This window comes from Paramagnetospirillum magneticum AMB-1 (assembly GCF_000009985.1).
Lineage (GTDB): Bacteria > Pseudomonadota > Alphaproteobacteria > Rhodospirillales > Magnetospirillaceae > Phaeospirillum > Phaeospirillum magneticum.
Genome location: NC_007626.1, coordinates 3,012,721 through 3,034,562, shown reverse-complemented (window position 1 = coordinate 3,034,562; position 21,842 = coordinate 3,012,721). Strand labels below are relative to the sequence as shown.

At 65.7% G+C, this 21,842-nt stretch carries 17 protein-coding genes; 9 read left to right on the top strand and 8 right to left on the bottom strand.

Annotated features, from left to right (window positions below; all coding sequences use genetic code 11):
* Nucleotides 1-17 precede the first annotated feature (17 nt).
* The gene (locus AMB_RS14270) at nucleotides 18-620 is read right to left on the bottom strand and encodes a response regulator (RefSeq protein ID WP_043744609.1); all 603 of its coding nucleotides are present in this window, start codon (nucleotides 618-620) and stop codon (nucleotides 18-20) included.
* Nucleotides 621-803: 183 nt separating this feature from the next.
* Here AMB_RS14270 and aspS point away from each other — a divergent pair, with 183 nt between their 5' ends.
* Nucleotides 804-2,600, top strand: coding sequence for an aspartate--tRNA ligase (gene aspS, locus AMB_RS14265; RefSeq protein ID WP_011385213.1), 1,797 nt, complete (start codon nucleotides 804-806; stop codon nucleotides 2,598-2,600).
* A gap of 151 nt (nucleotides 2,601-2,751) precedes the next feature.
* Nucleotides 2,752-4,095 (top strand): caspase family protein, encoded by a 1,344-nt coding sequence (locus AMB_RS14260; protein ID WP_011385212.1) that lies wholly within the window; start codon nucleotides 2,752-2,754, stop codon nucleotides 4,093-4,095.
* 27 nt (nucleotides 4,096-4,122) lie between these two features.
* Here AMB_RS14260 and AMB_RS14255 read toward each other — a convergent pair whose 3' ends face one another.
* Both AMB_RS14255 and AMB_RS14250 read right to left on the bottom strand, forming a co-directional pair.
* On the bottom strand, nucleotides 4,123-4,623 hold the full coding sequence (locus AMB_RS14255; RefSeq protein WP_011385211.1) for a hypothetical protein: 501 nt from the start codon (nucleotides 4,621-4,623) through the stop codon (nucleotides 4,123-4,125).
* Entirely contained in the window at nucleotides 4,620-4,880 is a 261-nt protein-coding gene (locus tag AMB_RS14250; protein ID WP_148207419.1) for a hypothetical protein, read from the bottom strand. Before AMB_RS14250 ends, AMB_RS14255 begins: the two co-directional genes overlap by 4 nt.
* Nucleotides 4,881-5,101: 221 nt before the next feature.
* Between AMB_RS14250 and AMB_RS14245 the strand changes: the two genes are divergently transcribed.
* Entirely contained in the window at nucleotides 5,102-5,908 is an 807-nt protein-coding gene (locus AMB_RS14245; protein WP_011385209.1) for a cell envelope integrity EipB family protein, read from the top strand.
* 87 nt (nucleotides 5,909-5,995) lie between these two features.
* Nucleotides 5,996-7,060 (top strand): hypothetical protein, encoded by a 1,065-nt coding sequence (locus tag AMB_RS14240; RefSeq protein ID WP_011385208.1) that lies wholly within the window; start codon nucleotides 5,996-5,998, stop codon nucleotides 7,058-7,060.
* 6 nt (nucleotides 7,061-7,066) lie between these two features.
* Here AMB_RS14240 and AMB_RS14235 read toward each other — a convergent pair whose 3' ends face one another.
* From AMB_RS14235 to AMB_RS14225, 3 genes are all read right to left on the bottom strand, one after another.
* The gene (locus AMB_RS14235; RefSeq protein ID WP_011385207.1) at nucleotides 7,067-8,020 is read right to left on the bottom strand and encodes a two-component system response regulator; all 954 of its coding nucleotides are present in this window, start codon (nucleotides 8,018-8,020) and stop codon (nucleotides 7,067-7,069) included.
* A 129-nt stretch (nucleotides 8,021-8,149) separates the two neighbouring features.
* Nucleotides 8,150-9,040 carry a response regulator gene (locus tag AMB_RS14230; RefSeq protein WP_148207418.1) on the bottom strand — a complete coding sequence of 297 codons (891 nt, stop codon included), beginning with the start codon at nucleotides 9,038-9,040 and terminating at the stop codon, nucleotides 8,150-8,152.
* A gap of 175 nt (nucleotides 9,041-9,215) precedes the next feature.
* A complete protein-coding gene (locus AMB_RS14225) occupies nucleotides 9,216-11,012 on the bottom strand; it encodes an AMP-dependent synthetase/ligase (protein WP_043744606.1) in 1,797 nt (598 codons plus the stop codon).
* A 66-nt stretch (nucleotides 11,013-11,078) separates the two neighbouring features.
* Between AMB_RS14225 and AMB_RS14220 the strand changes: the two genes are divergently transcribed.
* Entirely contained in the window at nucleotides 11,079-12,866 is a 1,788-nt protein-coding gene (locus tag AMB_RS14220; protein ID WP_043744604.1) for a M3 family oligoendopeptidase, read from the top strand.
* A gap of 60 nt (nucleotides 12,867-12,926) precedes the next feature.
* Nucleotides 12,927-13,949, top strand: a complete 1,023-nt coding sequence (locus AMB_RS14215) for a fumarylacetoacetate hydrolase family protein (protein WP_011385204.1) — start codon at nucleotides 12,927-12,929, stop codon at nucleotides 13,947-13,949.
* Between the two features lie 9 nt (nucleotides 13,950-13,958).
* Here the strand turns inward: AMB_RS14215 and AMB_RS14210 are convergent, their stop codons facing one another.
* Complete coding sequence (locus tag AMB_RS14210) at nucleotides 13,959-16,109, bottom strand: methyl-accepting chemotaxis protein (RefSeq protein ID WP_148207417.1); 2,151 nt, start codon at nucleotides 16,107-16,109, stop codon at nucleotides 13,959-13,961.
* 110 nt (nucleotides 16,110-16,219) lie between these two features.
* Complete coding sequence (locus tag AMB_RS14205; protein WP_043744602.1) at nucleotides 16,220-17,053, bottom strand: DUF3108 domain-containing protein; 834 nt, start codon at nucleotides 17,051-17,053, stop codon at nucleotides 16,220-16,222.
* A 350-nt stretch (nucleotides 17,054-17,403) separates the two neighbouring features.
* Between AMB_RS14205 and AMB_RS14200 the strand changes: the two genes are divergently transcribed.
* The 3 genes from AMB_RS14200 (at nucleotide 17,404) to AMB_RS14190 (ending at nucleotide 21,817) form a co-directional block, all read left to right on the top strand.
* Entirely contained in the window at nucleotides 17,404-18,990 is a 1,587-nt protein-coding gene (locus AMB_RS14200; RefSeq protein WP_011385201.1) for a Re/Si-specific NAD(P)(+) transhydrogenase subunit alpha, read from the top strand.
* A gap of 10 nt (nucleotides 18,991-19,000) precedes the next feature.
* Complete coding sequence (pntB, locus tag AMB_RS14195; RefSeq protein WP_011385200.1) at nucleotides 19,001-20,410, top strand: Re/Si-specific NAD(P)(+) transhydrogenase subunit beta; 1,410 nt, start codon at nucleotides 19,001-19,003, stop codon at nucleotides 20,408-20,410.
* Nucleotides 20,411-20,821: 411 nt separating this feature from the next.
* On the top strand, nucleotides 20,822-21,817 hold the full coding sequence (locus tag AMB_RS14190; protein WP_011385199.1) for a cytochrome-c peroxidase: 996 nt from the start codon (nucleotides 20,822-20,824) through the stop codon (nucleotides 21,815-21,817).
* Nucleotides 21,818-21,842 lie beyond the last annotated feature (25 nt).

Genomic DNA, 21,842 nt, shown 5'->3' with positions numbered 1-21,842 from the left:
TCCGGCAAGCGGGTGCCTTACGCCGCCCGATGATCGACCCAGCGTTCGTCCAGGGCCACCCAGCTTATCCGGATGCGTTCGCGCAGTTCTTCGCGGGTCATGGACGATATGGACATTTCGCGGAGCGGGTTGGGAACCGGAATTCTCGGAACGGATGGCGCCGCCGGGCGCTTGCCCCTGGTCCGGCGGTCGGGGCCGAAATAGTCGCCCGCCACCACGAAGCCGCGGCGCAGGCGGGTCAGGGCGGTGATGCGGCCCGCCACCAGCACCGGGTCGACCGGCTTGGCCAGCACCATGTCCGCGCCGCATTCGAGCAGGTGGGCCGTCACTTCCGGCTGCGTGGCCGAAGTGAGCATGACCGTCACCGCAAAGGCATTGTCGGCGCAGATTCGCCGGCGCATCCCCCGCACCAGATCGCACGCCTCCTCCATGCCGAGATCCGCGTCCACCACCAGAAGGTCGACCATTTCCGTCCTGAGGTGGTGTTCGGCATCGTGGCCGTGGTCAAGGCACAGCAAATTCCGGCATCCCAGCACGCCAAGGGTGCGGGTGACGATATCACGGCTGCGGAAGTCGAGATTGCGCAGCAGGGTGCGCACACCTGGGGCGTCGTGGGTCATGGCTTACCATCCTGGCAAGAGCGGACGACCTTCTGGCCGCCGGCATTCCGATCACCCTCCGACCGGTCCGCCACGAGCGAGTTTGTGGCCGGACTCGTAAATATTGGGTTATCCCGCCTTGACAAAATATGGCCCGGGATGCCTTCTTCCCGCTTTGGATTCAAGCGCGCGTACGAGGGTTTCATGCACGTCTATCGGTCACATACCTGCGGTCAGTTGAAGGCGGCGGATGCCGGCATCCAGGCTCGCCTCTCGGGCTGGGTTCATCGCAAGCGCGACCACGGCAATCTGCTGTTCGTCGACCTGCGCGACCATTACGGCATCACCCAATGCGTGATCGACGTGTCCAGCCCGGTCTTCGCCGCCCTGGACAAGGCCCGGCCGGAAAGCGTCATCACCGTCACCGGCAAGGTGGTCAAGCGCTCGGCCGAGACCATCAATCCCCGCCTGCCCACCGGCGAGATCGAGCTGCAGGTGGCCGAGGTGGAGATTCAGTCCATCGCCGACGTGCTGCCCATCCAGGTGGCCGGCGACCAGGAATATCCCGAGGACATGCGCCTGCGGTACCGCTTCCTCGACCTGCGCCGCGAGGACGTGCACGCCAATATGATGCTGCGTTCGCGCGTCATCGCCTATCTGCGTCAGGCCATGATCGGCCAGGGCTTCACCGAGTTCCAGACCCCGATCCTGACCGCCAGCAGCCCCGAGGGTGCCCGCGACTATCTGGTGCCGTCGCGCATCCATCCTGGCAAGTTCTACGCCCTGCCCCAGGCGCCGCAGCAGTTCAAGCAGCTGCTGATGGTCGCCGGCTTCGACAAGTACTTCCAGATCGCGCCGTGCTTCCGTGACGAAGCCGGCCGCGCCGACCGGTCCCCGGGCGAGTTCTACCAGCTCGATTTCGAAATGAGCTACGTCACCCAGGACGACGTCTTCGCCGCCATCGAGCCGGTGCTGGAAGGCGTGTTCAAGGAATTCGGCAAGGGCCGCGCCGTCACTCCGGCGCCGTTCCCCCGCATCACCTATGCGGATTCCATGCTGAAATACGGCTCGGACAAGCCCGACCTGCGCAACCCCATCATCATCGCCGACGTCACCGAGCCCTTCCGCGGCTCGGGCTTCGGCCTGTTCGCCAAGCTGGTGGACAAGGGCGCCGTGGTGCGCGCCATTCCGGCCCCGGGGGCGGCGGGCCAGCCGCGCTCGTGGTTCGACAAGCTCAACGACTGGGCGCGTGAGAACGGCGCCGGCGGTCTGGGCTACATCCAGTTCGCCGCCGATGGCCCCAAGGGTCCCATCGCCAAGAACCTGGAGCCCGCCCGGGTCGAGGCCATCAAGGCCGCCGCCAACCTCAAGGACGGCGACGCGGTGTTCTTCGCCTGCGACAAGGCGCTGCCGGCGGCCAAGTTCGCCGGCCTGGTCCGCACCAAGATCGGCAACGAGTTGGATCTGCTGGAAAAGGACGTCTTCAAGTTCTGCTGGACCGTTGATTTCCCCATGTACGAGATCAACGAGGAGACGGGCCTTGTGGAGTTCTCCCACAATCCGTTCTCCATGCCCCAGGGCGGCATGGATGCGCTGCTCAACCAGGACCCGCTGACCATCAACGCCTATCAGTATGACATCGTCTGCAACGGCGTCGAACTGTCGTCGGGCGCCATCCGGAACCACCGCCCGGACATCATGTACAAGGCCTTCGAGATCGCCGGCTATTCCGCCGCCCATGTGGAGGAGCATTTCGGCGGCATGCTCAACGCCTTCAAGTTCGGCGCCCCGCCCCACGGCGGCTCGGCCCCCGGCGTCGACCGCATCGTCATGCTGCTGGCCGACCAGCCCAACATCCGCGAGATCATCCTGTTCCCCATGAACCAGCAGGCCCAGGACCTGCTGATGCAGGCCCCCGCCGAAATCGCCATGGAGCGCCTGCGCGAACTCCACATCAAGGTGGACCTGCCCAAGCCGAAGAAAGAGGTCAAGGAGGGCTGAGGCCCTTCTATCCGTCGAGACGAGGAAGGGGGCCATTGGCCCCCTTTTTCATGGGCGCGGCCGCTGACACGCCACTCCGAGTTTCCGTCTTTCGGCCGGGATGGGGGAAGGCTATCATCGCGACAACCGCGCTTCTTATGGGGGGGAGCCTTTGACGCGCCCAAGGATCGCCGTGGCGGCCGCCGTTGCTCTGGCCGTGCTCGGCCTGTCGGCCTGCGAAACCAGAACGGGAAAGGCGCTGGGCAGTTCCGCCCAGGCCGCTGGCGAGGGCAAGGTGGTGGAGTCCGCCGTCTCCCTGGCCGTGGCGCCCCTGGGCGTGGCCATCGACGCCGTCGATCTTCTGTTCAATGGCTTCAAGGGCGAGACCGCGACGGCGATCAGGAACTCGCTGCCCAGTGATTCCGCCGTGCCGTCGCCCCAGATTGCCCAGGATACGAAGGCGCCGCCATCCATCGTCGTCGAGCCCGTCGGAACCACCACGGAACAGGTGGTGGAAATAAAGGGAGCCATTTCCAGCCAGGGAAAAATCACCTCGGCCCGCATCAACGGGACGGACGTCACCGTGATGCCCGATGGCCGTTTCGCTGTCCGGCGCGGTGTTCAATTGGGTGACAACGTGCTGCAATTGACTGCCACCGACGAGTGGGGGCAGACCTCCGAGACGACGATCAGCGTCAACCGGCAGGTGGCGCCCGACCAGAGTCGGCTTGCCGCCCTGGTGCCGGAGAGCCTTCGCGGTGCGCCGCGCCCCCAGTCCATCGCCATCATCGTCGGCATTCAGGATTACGAGACTCTCCCCAAGGCCGAGTTTGCGGAAAACGACGCCCGCCGATTCTATGATTATGCCACCAACGCCCTGGGCGTTCCGCCCGATCGGGTGAAGCTGATCACCGGGGCCGACGCCCGCCTGATCACCTTGCGCAAGGCTTTGCACAATTGGTCTAAGCCGTTGATCGTCCGGGGACAGACCGAGGTCTTCGTCTTCTTCGCCGGCCATGGCCTGGCGTCGGAGGACGGGGGCGAGCTTTACCTGCTGCCCTATGATGGGGATCGTACCCTGCTGGCCGGCAGCAGTCTGCGGCGCCGCGAGATTGTCGAGCAGGTCACGGAGGCCGGGGCCTCATCCGTGACGCTGTTCCTGGACACCTGCTACTCGGGCAGTGCCCGGGGCGGCGAGACCTTGCTGGCGGGAGCGCGGCCGGTCACCATCGTGCCCAAGGCCGAGGACCTGCCCGCCAACGTCACCGTGTTTTCAGCCACCACCCGGGATCAGGTCGCTCACAGTCTGCCGGCGGCCCGGCATGGCCTGTTCAGCTACTATCTCATGAAGGGGCTGGAAAGCGGGGCCGTGGATGTCCGGAACCAGGTCACGGCGGAATCGCTGGAAAGTTACCTGATCGGGGCGATCCCGGCCCAGGCCGCACGGCAAGGCGGGCGGCAGATGCCGCAAATGGCGGGGCCGGGAACAAGCGTCATCGCGAAATACTCGCCCTAGAGTGCGTCAACTTCGGGCTGAAGAACTCTAGGCGCTCAACTTCATCGGTGGTTGGGCCTGCCAGCTCAGCTTGGCCAGGGCGTTCTCGGCGATGCGGACCTGATCGGCGTCGGGGTTGTAGCGGCGTTCGAACTCGACGCGCTGTTCCCATTTGCCCAGCATGTCCTTGGGGTGGTCGGGGCGGGCCAGTTCGCCGGTCAATGCGCCGATGGTCTCGTCGTAACGGGGGTTCAACTCGCTGGGAAAGCCGATCATCTGGAACTCGTCCCAGTTCAGGGTGCCTTCCATGTAAAGCTCGTGGGTGACGTCGGCGAATTCGCGGGGCGAGATATTGCGCAGGTCATAGCGCGGCGGCTCGGGGGCCGAGGGCGGGGGGAGGGCGGCCAGAGGGGCCGCCGCCTTCTCAGCGGCGGCGCTCTCCTCGCTGGGGCTGGTCTCGGCCACCGAACTCAGGCGCGGTTCCACGCGCCGCGCCTCGGTGGCCGAGCGGTCGGAGAACAGGTTGAGGAGGGTGGTGCCGATATTCATGGCGTCTCGTCGCGGGGCTGCAAGGTGGCGTGGCGATAGGGTTCAAGGGCTGGGTCGGAGATCAGCGAGTGGAATTGCTCGGCGGACAGGGTGCCCTCGGCGAATAGCTCACCCACCAGGGCGGCCATTTCGCGGGCGTCGGGATGGGATGGCGGGGCGGGCTGGGGCCGCAACGCCGAGGTGCCCGGGGCCATGTGGGAAAAGCCGGAGGACCGCAGCAGGGAATCCATCCAGTCCGGGGTGAAGTCGAAGGTCATCCGCATACCTCCTAAAAATTCCGAGACACGAACCCGATATGAGAGATGCAGGCTTCATGCCAGCCGCCATTGGCGCAACTGGGCCGGTTGCGTGACACCGGCCCCGCCGGGGCGGGAAAATGTTGCCGGTTGATGAGGAAAAATCTGCCGGGCTCGGTCTGTTCTGGTGGGCTGACGTCGGCGGTGTATAATGCGCACGGGATTTCCCGTCGGAGGATTGGATGAAGCGTAGCATTGGGGTGGCGTCGGCATGCCTTGCCGCCGGACTGGCGATGGCCGGGGCTGAGGTGGCTGCGGCCGCCGATCTGGCCTCCCATCGTGCCACCTACCGCATGGGCTTGTCGGCATCACGTTCGGGCAGCGGCATGGCCAATGCCAGCGGGGCCTGGACCTACCAGTTCATTGACGCTTGCGACGGGTGGATCACCGAGTTCCAACTGGTGATCACCTATGCGTATTCCGAGGGTGGGCAGGTGGCGACCACCACTGATTTCCTGGGCTGGGAGTCCAAGGATGGGCTTCACTACCGCTTTCGGGTGCGTCAGTCGCGGGAGGGGCAGGTCACCGAGGAAGTGGAGGGCGCCGCCCGTCTTAATGGCCCGGGCCAGGGCGGCACCGCCCGCTATACCCGCCCCGAGGCGCGCACCATCAAGCTGCCCAAAGGGACGCTGTTTCCCACCGCCCACACCATCCGGCTGATCGAGACCGCCAACAAGGGCGGACGCATCCTGTCGCGCCCGCTGTTCGACGGGCAGGGCGAGGAGGGGGCTCTGGAGACCAGCGCCCAGATCGGCCGCGCCGTGACGCCGCAAACGGCGGCGGTCACCAGCCCTCTGCTGAACTCGCCGGCCTGGCCCATGCGCATGGCGTTCTTCCCCATGGGCAGCACCGACCCGCTGCCCGAGTTCGAGATGTCGCTCAACTACCACGCCAATGGCGTGGCCGAGGATATCGAGCAGATCTTCAAGACGTTCAGCCTGAAGGGCCGTCTTGAATCCATCGAGATATTGCCTCGAACGAAGTGTTAACCATGCTCCCTTAGACTATCGCGCGAGCGCAACGCGCTCGGGGTTACGTCCGGGCCCAGAAGGGGCCTCGCGAAAAGGAGAATCCGTTTGACCACGTCCCAGCCCGCCGTGTCCGGCGAGGAGATCGCGCGCCTTGGCGCCCTTGCCGCCGATTTTCGCCGTCGCCTGGAGTTTGATCCGGGCATCGTCTATCCCGCCCATGCGGAATGCCTGTGGCAGTTGGGCAACTTGCAGATCGCCCAGGGCGATACCGAGGCGGGATTGCTGGCCCTGTCGGAAGCCATCGGGCTTTACCGGGCCATCGCCCAGGTTCAGCCGGATTCTTACGCGGTTCAACTGGCGTCGCTGCTCAATTCCCAATCCAACATGCTGGCCGAGGGCTCCCATCTGGAGGAGGCCCTTGCCGTGGGCGCCGATGCGGTGGACCATGCCCGCCGGGCCATGGGGGATTATGGCGACCAGGCCCGCTTCGTCCTGGTCTCATCCCTGATCAATCTGGCCGGGCTCAAGATGCGCAGCGGCGACACCGCCGGCACCGTCGATGAACTGGCCCAGGCCGTCGAGGTGTTCCGTGATGGCGGCAGTGCCGGCCAGCCCTTCCTGGGCTCCATGGTCGAAGCCCTGCACCGGGCCGCCATGGCGTTCACCGAGGTGGCGCTGTGGGCCGAGGCCATCGATACCCGCCGTCTGCTGGTCGGCCTGTTCGGCGACGGTCCACCAGCCGCCGTGGTGCAGTTGCTGGTGCTGACCTTGCAGCAGGCTTCGGTCGGTCTGGCCCGGAGCGGCGATACCGACACGGCTCTGGTTCATGCCAAGGAGGCCGTCGACCTGGCCCGGACGCTGTTTCATGCCGATGGCGTGGCGTATCGCCTGGCCCTGGCCCAGGCGCTGGGAAATCTGGCCGGGCGTCACCACGATGCCGGCCTGCTCAAGCGGGGACTCGACCTTTCCCTGGAGGCGGTGGACCTGTTTCACGAGGCGGTCAGCGTCGATCCGGTCCACGCGGTGCCGTCGCTGATCATGACCCTGGACAGCATGGCCGGTATCCTGGAGGCGCTCGGCCTGCCGGAGCAGGCGGGCACCGTGCGCGACCAGCGGGTCCAGTTGCAGGAAACCCTAGAGATCATCGCCCCGCGGGGCGGGGTGGGGTAACGCCCTTCAGGCGAAGCGAAAGCCGTTGCCGCCCTGGCGCTTGACCGCGTACATGGCCGAATCCGCCAGACGCAGCATCTCCGCCGGTGAGTCCGTGTCGTCGGGGCTGACGGCCATGCCGATGGAGCAGGTCAGCGGGCCGGGCAGATCCTCCTCGGCGGCGGCCTTGGCGGCAATGCTCTCGCGCACCTGGGTGCACAGACGCGTCAGGCTTTGCTTGTCGCGGATGTTCTTGAGGATGGCCACGAACTCGTCGCCGCCCGCCCGCGCCACCGTGTCGCTGGCCCGCATGGAGCAGACCAGGCCGTTGGCGGCGGCGCGGATATAGCGGTCGCCGGCCTCGTGCCCCAGGGTGTCGTTGACATGTTTCAGGCGGTCGAGGTCGACCACCATCACCGCGTATTTCTCGCCGTGACGGCTGGAAAAGCGGTGGACTTCGTCCAGGCGGTCAAAGAACAGATGACGGTTGGCCAGTCCGGTCAGCGGGTCGTAAAGCGCCCGGTGGCGCAGGCGCAATTCCTTGTATTTGCGGTAGATGGCGTATTGGATGGCCCGGTGCAGGTCGCTTTCGGCGAAGCGGCCCTTGACCACGTAATCATCGGCGCCGTGACGCAAGGCCTCCAGCATGTAGCTGCGGTCGTCGAAGGCGCTGATGACGATGATCGGAGTGTCGATGGTGCCCAAATCGATGCGCGACAGCACGTCCTTGGCGTCGCCGTCCTTGACCATGTAATCCAGCAGGCAGATGTCGAACCGGCCGGACCCCAGCGCGTCGATGGCGCCCAGGCAGTCCACCGCCCGCTCCAGGTTCAGGGCATCGCCATAGAGGTTGCGCAGGACATGTTCACAATAGGTGAAGTGGACCAGATCATCCTCGACGACCAGCACCCGGAACGGCGACTTGGCGAAGATGTCTTCGGGGTCCTGGTAGGTGAAGGGGTCGGAGCGGCCGATCAGCATATGCAGGGTCCCCCGAAAAATATCGCGGGCGACAGGGTGACGACCCCCGAATACCCATAATCTAGCATCGGCAAATAATGTCCGCTAGCGGAGGTTGTTCTGGCGGCCTAATACTGAAGTCGATGGATATTATCGCGATGTATAGGTCCCGGAAATCCGGCGCGATGTCTGTGTGATCGTCTCGATATCTGAAAAAGCCACATTATTCGGCGTGACTTTCAACCGGCGGCACATTTCCGTCAGGCTATCGATAGTATCCGTGCTGTGCCCAAGTTGTTTGGCGACCCGGGCGGATAGTTCGCCGGCCACCTGTTCCAGCTTGAGCAGGCTGCGGTAGGTGCTCTCCACGGTCATCCGGCCCTCGCGGGCGCTGACGGTGAGGGCGTTGCATTCCCAGTCCATGGTGGCGGCCAGCCGCTTGATCCGCTCGACGCTGATGGCGACGATGGAATCTTGCTTCTGGCGGTCATACCGATCGCGGGGCAGGTTGGTGCCGCGCGCCCGCACCGGGTTGGGCACCTGGAACTGGGTGGCCGAGGTGGCGCCGGGGCGCGGCGCGGCGCGGCGGTCGGGGCCGATGTAATCGTGGGTGACCACGAAGGGCTTGCGCCGCTCGACCAGAATCCGCAGGCGGTTCATCAGCTGATCGGGGGCAAAGGGAATCAGCAGCAGATCGTCGGGGCCGCAATCGATGGCCGAGCGCACCTTGGGCTCCTCGCGCGACGACAACAGCATCACCGTCAGGATGAAAGGGTCGCGGCCCAGGGCGCCCGAGCGCAATTCCCGCATGATGAAGGTGGAATCATTGGCTTCGATTTCCTGGTTCAACACCAGAAAGTCGTGGTCCCCCTCCTTGCAGGCCTGATGGGCGGCCAGGAAGGTATTGGCTTCGGTGATGTCGCGGATGCCCACATTGTTCAAAGCCAGACGGATGCCCTGGCGTACCGGCAGGCTCGGCTCGCAGACCAGCGTTTTGACCTTGGACAGGTCGACGGCTGCGGGGGCCGGTGACAGGGGCATTGCAGGAATGGCTCGTGACATCTGGCCGGGGGGCCTCTTCGTCTGTGCTGCGGAAGCGAGGGTGGATTTAAAGCAACCTGCTGACAAAAATCAATATGAAGGATAGGTGCCACGATTCAATCAGCGGGCGTGGCCGTTTTGTTAACAGCCCATTCTTCATCTGTTGTTGAAGCCTTCACCGAGAGGTCGGGTTTCGGACCTGAGACTTTTCGTCGTATAGGCTATCCAGGGCTTCGTCATATATCTTTCTGATCTGGTGGCGGCGGATTTTCAGGGTGGGGGTCAGCATGCCGTTGTCTACCGAGAAGGGGTCTCTGACGATCATGAAGCGGCGAATTTTTTCGATGGGCGAAAGCTGGCGGTTGACCCGGTCGACCGCCAAGCTGATGGCCTTTCGCAACTCTTCCTTGTTCTCGAGGTGGGCCTGGGATTGCACCCAGTCCCGGTCTGGAACGATCAGGGCGACCAGATGGGGGCGGCGGTCGCCATGCACCATGGCCTGGGCGATTTCCGGCTCCAGGGTCAGGAAGCTTTCGATGCGCTGGGGCGCCACGTTGTCGCCGCCCGAATTGACGATGATATCCTTCTTGCGGTCGGTGATGCGCATGATGCCGTCCGGATCGACCTCGCCGATATCGCCGGTATGCAGCCAGCCGTCGGCATCGATGGCCTGGGCGGTGGCGGCGGAATCGCGCCAGTAGCCCTGCATCACCAGTTCGCCGCGCACCAGGATCTCGCCGTCGCCGGCGATCTTTACTTCGACCCCCAGCATGGTGGGGCCGACGGTCTCGATCCGGTTGCGGTCGGGGCGGTTGACGGCGATGACCGGTGCCGCCTCGGTCTGGCCATAGCCCTGGAGGATGCGCACCCCCAAGGCCATGAAGAAGGCGCCCACGTCATAGGGCAGGGGGGCGCCGCCCGAGACGAAGGCCTTGAGACGGCCGCCGAAGCGGGCGCGGACCTTGCCGCGCACCAGCCGCTCCAGCACCCGGTCGGCCAGGCGTTGGGCCAGGCTCAGCCTTTCCCCCTTCAGACGCCGGGTCCCCAGGTCCAGCGCCGCCAGGAACAGGCGGCGGCGAAGCGGACTGACCCGCGTCAGCCCCTTGAGAATGCGGGTACGCATGGTCTCGTAGAGGCGGGGCACGGCGGTCATGATTGTGGGCGACACTTCGGCCATGTTGGCGGCCAAATGCTCGAGTCCCTCGGCGTAGCGGATCTCGGCGCCGATGGAGATGGGGAAGTAAAGCCCGGCCGTGTGTTCGTAGGCGTGGGACAGGGGCAGAAAGGACAGGAACACCTCGTCCTCCAGTCCAAGCTCCCGCAGAACGTCGGTGGCGCCCATGCAATTGCACAAGATGGCGCCGTGCGAGAGCATCACCCCCTTGGGCACGCCGCCGGTGCCCGAGGTGTAGATCAGGCAGGCGGTGTCGGTGCGCTTCTGTGCCGCGACGATGGCTTGGATGGCGGCCTCGCCGCCTTGCCCCAGGCCGAGGACCGAGTCCCAGGAATGCACGTCCACGCCGGGCGACTGGGCGAGGGCGAGGGGCTCCATGGAAATGATGGCCGGCGCCTGGGCCGAGCGGGTGGCGGCGGGCAGCACCCGCTCCGCCAGGGCCCGGGTCGAGACGATCACCAGCCGCGCGCCGCAATTGTCCAGGATGTGCAGATGGTCGGCCACGGTATTGGTGGTGTAGGCCGGCACGCTGATGCCGCCGGCGGCCATGATGGCCAGATCGGCCAGCGCCCATTCGGGGCGGTTCTCGGCCACCAGCATGACCCGGTCACCCTGGCCGAGCCCCAGGGCGCGCAAGCCGGCCGCCAGGGCCAGCACCCGGGCCGCGGCGTCGCGCCAGGACAAGGCGTGCCAGTGTCCATCGGCCTTGTGGCCCAGGAATGGGCGCTGGCCCAGGCGCCCGGCCTGCCCGAGAAACATGGCCGGCAGGCTGGTCTGCGCCGCGAACTCTACCTCCATACGTCGAAACTCCCTGTTCGCGCGATGGCGCCATCCTTATATTGTGTCGCAACAAGGAGACAGCGCATGACCTTTGTAGCACCGGCGGACGATCTCGGCACCCTTCCCGAATGGGACCTTTCCGACCTTTACCCCGCTCCGGATTCGCCCGAGCTGGAGGCCGACCTGCAGGCGGCCGACGCGGCGGCCCAGGCCTTCGAGACCGCCTATGCCGGAAAGCTGGCCGAGCTGCCCGGAGCGCAATTCGGCGCCGCCATCGCCGAGTGGGAGCGTATCGGCCAGATCATCTACCGTGCCATGTCCTACGCCCAACTGCTCTATTCCGGCGATGTCTCCGACTCCGAGCGCGGCCGGTTCTACCAGGGCATGCAGGAGCGGGTGACGGGCATCACCACCCGCACCCTGTTCTTCACCCTGGAGATCAACCGTCTCGACGACACGGTGCTGGCCGAGAAGCTGAAGTCCCCCGAGACGGCGCATTACGCCTCTTGGTTGCGCGATACCCGGGTGTTCCGTCCGCACCAGCTGTCGGACGAGGCCGAGAAGATGCTGCACGAGCTGCACGTGGTCGGCACGGCGGCCTGGAACCGGCTGTTCGACGAGACCATGGCCCGGCTGCGCTTTCCCCTGGACGGCCGGGAGGTGACCTCGGCCGAGGTTCTCAATTGTCTCAGCGACAAGGACGGCGCCCGGCGCAAGGCCGCCGCCAAATCCCTGGGCAAGGTGCTGGGCGACAATGCGCCGCTGTTCGCGCTGATCACCAACACGCTGGCCAAGGAAAAGGAGATCGAGGACAAGTGGCGCAACTACGCCCGGCCCCAATCCTTCCGCAACCTGTCCAATCAGGTGGAGGACGGGGTGGTCGATGCCCTGGTCGAAGCGGTCAAGGGCTGCTTTCCCCAATTGTCCCACCGCTATTACAAGCTGAAGGCTAAGTGGTTCGGCGTCGACGTGATGGATTACTGGGACCGCAACGCGCCCCTGCCCGACGACGACGACCGCAAATATACCTGGGAGCAGGCCCGCGACACGGTTCTCGGCGCCTATGGGGCCTTCTCGCCCGACATGGCGGAGGTGGGCAAGCGCTTCTTCGACAACAACTGGATCGACGCGCCGGTGCGTCCGGGCAAGTCGCCCGGCGCCTTCGCCCATCCGACGGTGCCCACTGTCCATCCCTATCTGCTGGTCAATTTCCTGGGCAAGTCCCGCGACGTGATGACCCTGGCCCATGAACTGGGCCACGGCGTGCATCAGGTGCTGGCCGGCGGCCAGGGATTGCTGATGTCCGACACGCCGCTGACCCTGGCGGAGACGGCTTCGGTGTTCGGCGAGATGCTGACCTTCCGCGCCATGCTCGAACGCGAGACGTCCCCCAAGAGCCGCCGCATCATGCTGGCCTCGAAGGTGGAGGACATGATCAACACCGTGGTGCGCCAGGTGGCGTTCTACCAGTTCGAATCCCTGCTGCATGACGAGCGCCGCCGGGGCGAATTGTCGCCCGAGCGCATCGGCGAATTGTGGATGAGCGTCCAGGCCGACAGCCTGGGCCCGGCCTTCCGCTTCGATGACGAGTACCGGCATTTCTGGACCTATATCCCTCATTTCGTCCATTCGCCGTTCTACGTCTATGCCTATGCCTTCGGCGATTGCCTGGTGAACTCGCTGTATTCCGTCCATGCCAAGGGCGGACTGGCCGATTTCCCCGCCAAGTATCTCGATATGCTGCGGGCCGGCGGCACCCTGCGTCACCAGGACCTGCTGGCGCCCTTCGGCCTGGATGCCGGAGACCCGCAGTTCTGGCGCCAGGGCCTGGACGTGGTCATCGGCTTCATCGACGAACTGGAGGCCATGTAGGCAAGGCGCGGGCGGCTTCCCATATGGCAGGGAGCAAAAGCCTGCCATAGGGAGACCGTCATGGATGAAAAGCGTCGCCAGTTCCTGACCCTGGGGGCCGGAGTGGCCGCCGGTGCCTTGTTGACACGGGCGGCCGGCGCCGCCGGTCCGATCCCCAATTCCGCCGCCGGTGCGCTGCGGCTGGTGACTTATTCGGCCGGGGGGGTGGCACCGCGCGTCGGCGTGGTCAAGGCTTCGGGCCGGGTGGTTGACCTGGGGGCGGCGGCCAAGGCCCGGGGCATGGCCTTGGCCTTCGATCCGGCCAGCATGGTCTCGCTGATCCGGGCCGGCGACTTCGCCCTGGCCCAGGCCCGGCAATTGATGCAGGAGGGGCCGGAGACCGGCCCGCTGGTCAGCGAGGTGCGGCTGCTGGCCCCCATCCCCGAGCCCAGCCGCAACGTCTATGCCGTGGGCTGGAACTATCTCGAGCACTTCAAGGAAGGCGAGGCCATGCGCCTCAAATCCGCCGACCTGCCCGAGCATCCGGTGTTCTTCACCAAGGCGGTGGGCACCGTCAACGGTCCCTATGATCCGATTCCCTATGACGCCGCCGTTTCCACCTCCATCGACTGGGAGTGCGAACTGGCGGTGATCATCGGCAAGGGGGGCAAAAACATCGCCGAGGCCGACGCCATGAAGCACGTCTTCGGCTTTTGCGTCATCAACGACACCACGGCCCGCGATGTGCAGCAGAAGAAGCACGGCGGCCAGTGGTTCAAGGGCAAGAGCCTGGACGGCCACGGGCCGCTGGGGCCGTGGATCGTGCCGGCCTCCGACATCGACCACACCCGGGTCCATCTGATCACCCGGGTCAACGGGGTGGTCAAGCAGGACGCCAGCACCGAGCAAATGTACTTCAAGGTACCGCGCATCATCGCCGAGCTGTCGGCGGGCCTAACCCTGGAGCCGGGCGACATCATCGCCACCGGTACGCCCCCCGGCGTCGGCGGAGCGCGCAAGCCGCCGGAATTCCTCAAACCCGGCGATGTGATGGAAACCGAGATCGTCGAGATCGGCCTGCTGCGGAACGTGATCGGCGGGTAGGGCGGGGGATCACCCCGCCATGCGGGATTCCTCCAGGGTGGCAAGCTCGGTGGCCAGGGTCTCCAGCATGGTGACCACGGCCACCGAGGCCTTGTTCATGTCGTCGATGGCGGCGAAGGCGGCATCCAGGTCGCCGGCGGCGGCGTGGGTCAGGGCCCGCTTGGCCGCCGCGTGCACCTCCTGGTGCGGGTTGACCAGGTTGGAATAGGCCGGCTTGGACGAGATGGCCTTGTCGCTGATGGCGTCGTACCACTTGCCCAGGCGGCAATTGTGGTGGTCGGGCACGCCGTCGGCCTTCAGATCGGTGCGGCCCAGCACGCCGTCCAGCACCCGGCGCTTGAAGGCGATGTGGTCGTTCTTGGCGATCTCCACCAGCAGGGCGCCCGAGCCCAGGCTGGCGTAATTGCCCACCTGGGAATCCAGATGCTGGCTCATGCGCCCCATGGCTTCGAGCACGTCGCCCAGAAGCTTGTTGTTGGCGTCGGTCAGGCTGACCACCTGGGTGGTGCCGTCGGCCAGCCGGGTGGCGGTGCCGGACTGGCCGTCCAGTTCCCGCGAAATGGTGCTCATGCTGGTCTGGACCGAGCCCACCTGATCGGCGATGCCGTGCAAGCGCTCGCCGAGCGCCCCCACCAGCGAGCGGCCCTCGGTGACGGCCCCGGTGCTCTCGTCGATGGCGCCGACGATGGAACTCATCTCGCCCTGCAATCCCTCGATGCGCATGCGGATGTCCACGGTGGCCTTGGCGGTCTGGTTGGCGAGGTTCTTCACCTCGCCCGCCACCACGGCGAAGCCCTTGCCGGCCTCGCCGGCCCGGGCCGCCTCGATGGTGGCGTTGAGCGCCAGCAGGTTGGTCTGGCCCGCCACCGTCTCGATGGCGGTGACGATCTCGCCGATCTGGGCCGAGGCCTCGGCCAGTCCCTGGACCTTCTGGCCGGCGGCGTTGACGGCGTTGACGATGCGTTCGAAGGCCGACAGGGCCTCCTGGCTGGCGTTAAGCCCGGTCACGGCCGCGTTCCCGGCCTCGCCGGCTTCCTGGGCGGCGTGGCTGGAATCGGCGTTGATGGCGTCGATGGAGCCCCGCATGTCGTCCACGGCGGCGGCCATGCGGGTAACCTCGGCGGTGGACATGTCGATCTCGCGCTTCATGCGCGACAGGGTGATCATGGCCTCATTGCCCAGCATGGCGGCCTGGACCAGCGAGCGCAGCATGTCGCGCTGCATGACGAAGCGGTCGTGATCGGCCTTCTTGCGCGCCGCCAGTCTTTCCTGCTCGGCGGCATCCAGGCGCTGGCGGGCCTCGGCCATTTCGCCCAGGACCTCGGCGACCTGACGGAATTCATCCCGGCGGGTGGGGCTGAGCTGCATGGCGTCGCCCGACTGACCCGAGCGCAGGGCGTCGATATCGTGATGCAAGGCCCTGAAGCCCAGGGACACGCTGCCGGTGATCAGCAGGCCCAGGCCGCCGACCACGGCCAGGATGGCGGCCAGCATCACGCCGCGCCGCGCCAGTTCGGCCCGGAAGGCGGTGTCGACGTCATCGATATAGATGCCCGAGCCGATCAGCCAGCCCCAGGCGGGGAAGCCCTTGACGTAGGAGAGCTTCTGATAGGTCTCGGTGGTGACGCCGCCGCCTTCCTTGGGCTTGGGCCAGTCATAGGTGACATAGCCCTGTCCGGCCTTGTCCACCACGGTGACGAAGGCGCCGAACAGGTTGACGTTGTTCAGCGGCTCGAACGGGCCGGAATTGCCGGTTCGCATGGAGGTGGCCTTGTTGAACTTGGCGTCGTCCAGGACCTTGCCGTCCAGCTGGGGCGAGATGGGGTGCATGACGATCCGGGGCACGGGCTTGCCCATGTCGTTCATCCACAGATACTCGACCTTGTCGTAGCGCATCTTCTTGATGGCGGCCTTGGCGGCGGTCTTGGCGTCGTCTTCGCTGAGACGGCCCTGGCGGGCCTCCTCGGCATAGTGCTCGAGGACGCCCGAGGCGGTTTCCACCACGTGGCGCAGCTTGACCTCGCGTGCCGCCACCATCTCGTCCTTGAGCTGGACCGAATCGGCGATGAACACGGTGGCCAGACCCATCAACGGCAGGCCGCCCAGCAGCCATAGGCGCGTGGTGATCCGCAGCCCCGAAAGGGCGTCGAGCATTCCCATGATGTAGCCTCCCAAGGCGCATCCGATTCGAGCCGGCGCGTCCATGTCTGATTGCCATCAGCCTAATATGGCGATGCCGGGAGACTCAAGGATTACGGTAAACCGGCGCCTCAGGGCTCGCCCCAGGCCAGCAGGGGGGCGCATTGCTCCGCCGCCACCCGGCAGGGGTCCACGGCGTTGATCACCGTGGCGGCGGCGAAGCTGTCGGTGTAGATGCGCAGCGGCAGCAGGCTCTGGGGATCGAGGTGGACGAGGTATTCGGCCCCGGCCCACATCTTCTGGAAGCGCGGCTTGAACCCCGCCACCGGCCGCAGAACCATGGTCAGTTCGATGGAATCGAATTCCTGGTCCCGGATGGCGATCCGGCGGGCGCCCTTGACCTCCACATCGAAATCATAGGCCCGGCGGCCGTCATAGCTGGCCAGGCGGAAGGTGCCGGGGCCGGTACCGGCCAGGGCCTGACGGGCCTTGCGGCCCAGCAGGGCAATGTTGGTCAGCGGGTCGCGCACGCCCCGCCGCGCCTCGGGCGGGACGGTGGGGGCGGGCTCGTCATTGTCGGGGGGAGGGGCGAAGACCGCCAGCACTTCATCCAGCACGGTGAAGGCCTCGCCGCCCCGGAAGGCCAGCCGCAGCATCTGCTCCTGGGTGCGGTTGCGGAAATGGGTCTGGTAATGCTCCGAGCCCAATTCCCCCGCGCTCCCCTCGCGGCCGCCGCCCTCGGCGGCGAAGCGCAGGCGCAGGAGCCTGTCGAACAGGCCAACGGTGCGGATGGTCATGCCCGTCTGCACCGCGCCGTCCCGCTGGTCGCCGGTCACCGCCATGTCGCCGGCGTGAAAGCCGCCCCACATGATCTCGTAGCGCCAGCCCGCCGGCTCGGCCGAAGCCGCCGCGGGAAGCAGGCCGGCAACCATCGCCGCCAGGATCAATGCAGTTCTGGCCATCATTCCTTGCCGTCCCATCCGGGCATTGTGGCGGGGCGGGCAAAGACCCGCCTTGATCCCCATCATGCCACCCCAAGGAGTAGCATAGTCTCCCACCGCCACGCTACTCGGAGGACATAGTCTCCATTTTCCATCTCGTCCGTGCCGGCCAAGTGGTGTAGGTGACGACAGGCTGTTGCGGTGCGGCATGGCGAGGGGGGCCTCCCGGCGGCGGCAATCGGCTGGAATTCCTCCAAACGACTGATTTTCAAACATGATCAGGCTTGGCAAACCGCTGCCCAGAGGGCATTGTTTTCCGCAAAATAGTGCGTGCGCGCAATGACAAGCAGTGACAACGAACAACAGGAGAAGCCATGTCTCTGACCATTGGTGTTCCAAGGGAAACGTTCCCCAACGAGAAGCGGGTGGCGAGCGTTCCCGATGTCGTCGAGAAGCTGATCAAGCTCGGCTTCTCCGTGGTGGTCGAGACCGGTGCCGGCGCACTCGCCAATTTCGATGACGAGTCTTATGTGGCCGCTGGTGCCACCATCGCCAAGAGTGCCGCCGAGCTTTGGGCCGCCTCCGGCATGGTCTTCAAGGTCCGCGCCCCGTCCATGGACGAAGTGGCGCTGATCAAGGAGGGCACCACCCTGATCGGCTTCGTCTGGCCGGCCCAGAATCCCGAGCTGATGCAGGCCCTGGCGGCGCGCAAGATCACCGTGCTGGCCATGGATTGCGTGCCGCGCCAGCTCTCGCGCGCCCAGAAGATGGACGCCCTGTCCTCCATGGCCAATATCGCCGGCTATCGCGCCGTGGTCGAGGCGGCGCACCAGTTCGGCCGCTTCTTCACCGGCCAGATCACCGCCGCGGGCAAGGTTCCCCCGGCCAAGGTCTTCGTCGCCGGCGCCGGCGTGGCCGGCTTGGCCGCCATCGGCACCGCCGTGGGACTGGGCGCCGTGGTGCGCGCCAACGACACCCGCGCCGAGGTGGCCGATCAGGTCAAGTCCATGGGCGCCGAATTCGTCAAGGTGGAGTACGAGGAAGAGGGCTCGGGCGGCGGCGGCTACGCCAAGGTCATGAGCGAGGGCTTCCAGGCCGCTCAGCGCGAGATGTACGCCCAGCAGGCGCGCGAGGTGGACATCGTCATCACCACCGCCCTGATCCCCGGCAAGCCGGCGCCCCGGCTGATCACCGCTGAGATGGTCCAGAGCATGCGGGCCGGCAGCGTCATCGTCGACATGGCCGCCGAGCAGGGCGGCAATTGCGAGCTGACCGTGCCGGGCGAGGTGGTGGTGCGCCATGGCGTGACCATCGTCGGCTATGCCGACCTGCCCAGCCGCCTGTCCAAGCAGGCCTCGACGCTGTACGCCACCAATCTGCTGCGCCTCACCGAGGAGCTGTGCAAGACCAAGGACGGCATCATCGACGTCAATTTCGGCGACGATGCCATCCGCGGCCTGACGGTCATCAAGGACGGCGAGATCACCTGGCCGGCGCCGCCCCTGGTTCTGCCGGCGCCGCCCGCCCCCAAGCCGGCCGCCGCCATGCCCGAGAAGAAGGCGTCGGGCCACGGCCACGGCGCGGGCGAGCCCATGTCGGCCAAATCCCTGGCCATCACCTTCGGCATCGGTGCCCTGGCCTTCTGGTTCGTGGGCGCCAATGCCCCCGAGGCCTTCCTGGGCCACTTCACCGTGTTCGTGCTGGCCTGCTTCGTGGGCTACATGGTGGTGTGGAACGTTACCCCCGCGCTGCATACCCCGCTGATGAGCGTCACCAACGCCATCTCGTCGATCATCGTCATCGGTGCCCTGGTTCAGATTTCTCCGCCGCTGGGCGAGGGGATCTCCAGGCCCGGCTTCTGGATCGGCCTGCTGGCGGTGATCAGCATCATTCTCACCTCGATCAACATGTTCGGTGGCTTCGCGGTCACCAAGCGCATGTTGGCGATGTTCCGCAAGTAAGGGGGGCACCATGTCCGCAAGTCTCGCCACCGTTTCCTATATCGGTGCCACCATCCTGTTCATCCTCAGCCTCGGCGGCCTGTCCAATCCCGAGACCTCGCGCCGCGGCAACGTGCTCGGCATGATCGGCATGGCCCTGGCGGTGATCGCCACCGTGTTCGGTCCCCAGGTCACCTGGGGCGGGGTGCCGTGGATCATCATCGCCATGGCCATCGGCGGCTCGGTCGGTCTTTACGCCGCCCGCACCGTGCAGATGACCCAGATGCCCGAACTGGTCGCCCTGATGCACTCCCTGGTCGGCCTCGCCGCCTGCCTGGTGGGCTTCGCCAGCTACATCGACACCGCCCACACCTTCGTCGGCGCCGAGAAGACCATCCATGACGTGGAGATCTATATCGGCATTCTGATCGGTGCCGTGACCTTCTCGGGCTCGCTGATCGCCTTCGGCAAGCTGTCGGCCAAGATCGGCGGCAAGCCGCTGCTGCTGCCCGCCCGCCATCTGCTCAATCTGGCCGGCCTGCTGGTGGTGATCTGGGTCGGCAAGGGCTTCCTCAACGCCGAAAGCACCGGCGGCGGCTTCTTCGCCCTGATCATCATGACCCTGATCGCCCTGGCCTTCGGCGTGCACATGGTGATGGCCATCGGCGGCGCCGACATGCCCGTGGTGGTTTCCATGCTGAACAGCTACTCGGGCTGGGCGGCGGCGGCCACCGGCTTCATGCTGAACAACGACCTGCTGATCGTCACCGGCGCCCTGGTGGGCTCCTCGGGCGCCATCCTGTCGTACATCATGTGCCGGGCCATGAACCGCAACTTCATCAGCGTCATCGCCGGCGGCTTCGGCACCGGCGGCGGCACGGTGGCGGCTCCGGCCGATGGCCAGCCGGCCGGCGAGGTCATCCCGGTCAGCGCCACCGAGACAGCCGAGCTGCTGAAGGACGCCAAGAGCGTGATCATCGTTCCCGGCTACGGCATGGCGGTGGCCCAGGCCCAGCACACGGTCTACGAGATCACCAAGCATCTGCGTGAGAAGGGCGTCAATATCCGCTTCGGCATTCATCCGGTGGCGGGCCGCATGCCCGGTCACATGAACGTGCTGCTGGCCGAAGCCAAGGTGCCCTACGACATCGTCATGGAGATGGACGAGATCAATGACGACTTCCCCGAGACGGATGTCGCCATGGTCATCGGCGCCAACGACATCGTCAACCCGGCAGCGCAGGAGGATCCCAATTCTCCCATCGCTGGCATGCCGGTGCTGGAGGTGTGGAAGGCCAAGACCTCCATCGTCATGAAGCGTTCCATGGCGTCCGGCTATGCCGGCGTCGACAATCCGTTGTTCTACAAGGAGAACAACCGGATGCTGTTCGGCGATGCCAAGAAGATGCTGGACGAGGTGCTGACTGCCTTGAAGGCCTGAAGCGCCGAGGGGCAGCGGGAAAACTCCACTTCGGGGGCTTTCGCCCCCGATCCCCCAACCGGGAAGCACAGCTTCCCGAACCCTTCAGCTCTTTAATAGAAAGAAGCTGGAGGTTCGGAGGCTGTGCCTCCGAGCGGGTCTGGGCGGATGCCCAGCCGCGCAAGCGGGGATTTTCCGGTGTGCGAAAAAGGCGGCGGCCTCCGGAAGGGGGCCGCCGTTTCGCTTTTGGGCATATGTTCTTCGTTTAGAGTTAGAAGAATTCTAAATACATCTTCCAAATCCACAAGGAAGTTGTGAGTATAGCGCTGTGTTCGTGCCTCGGGTTCCGCCGGGTGGAGAGAGCCGGCAGGGCGGGGGGAAGTCCCTCCGGGGAGCGGCCACGTTCTGAAATCCATATCAGGGGAACATGCCATGATCAGACGCATGACGCTTTCGCTCGCCCTTTTGCTGGGCATGCAGGCGCTTGACGCCCAGGCCGCGTCCGAGCCGATCCAGCCCATCACACCCGCCAAGGTCAAGGATGCCGGCCTGGCCGAGCTGGGCAAGAAGCTCTATTTCGACACCCGCCTGTCCAAGTCGGGCTTCATCTCCTGCAATTCCTGCCACAACCTGTCGCTGGGCGGCACTGACAACCTGAAGACCTCCATCGGCCACAACTGGCAGAAGGGGCCGATCAACGCCCCCACCGTGCTGAACTCCAGCATGAACCTGGCCCAGTTCTGGGACGGCCGCGCCAAGGATCTGAAGGCCCAGGCGGGCGGCCCCATCGCCAATCCGGGCGAGATGGCCTTCACCCATGAACTGGCGGTCGAGGTGCTGCAATCCATTCCCGGTTATGTGGCCGAGTTCAAGAAGGTGTTCGGCAACGACAAGGTGACCATCGACGAGGTCACCAAGGCTATCGCCGCTTTCGAAGAGACCCTGGTCACCCCCAATTCCCGCTTCGACAAGTGGCTGAAGGGCGACAAGAAGGCCCTGACCAAGGCCGAGTTGGCCGGCTATGCCCTGTTCAAGGATTCCGGCTGCACCGGTTGCCATAACGGCGCGGCGGTGGGCGGCAACTCGTTCCAGAAGATGGGCGTGGTCGAGGCCTACAAGGCCAGCAGCCCGGCCGAGGGCCGGGTGGGCGTGACCAAGGACGAGGCCGACCGCTTCAACTTCAAGGTCCCGACGCTCCGCAACGTCGAACTGACCTATCCCTACTTCCACGATGGCGAGGCCGCCACTTTGAAGCAGGCCGTCGACACCATGGGCCGTATCCAGTTGGGCCGCCAGTTTACCGATGACGAGAACGGCAAGATCGTTGCCTTCCTCAAGTCCCTGACCGGCGACCAGCCCAACTTCAAGCTGCCGATCCTGCCGCCGTCCTCGGACGCCACGCCGCGCCCGGTGCCGTTCGACAAGTAGGCTTTCGCGAACTCGGGCGGCCGGG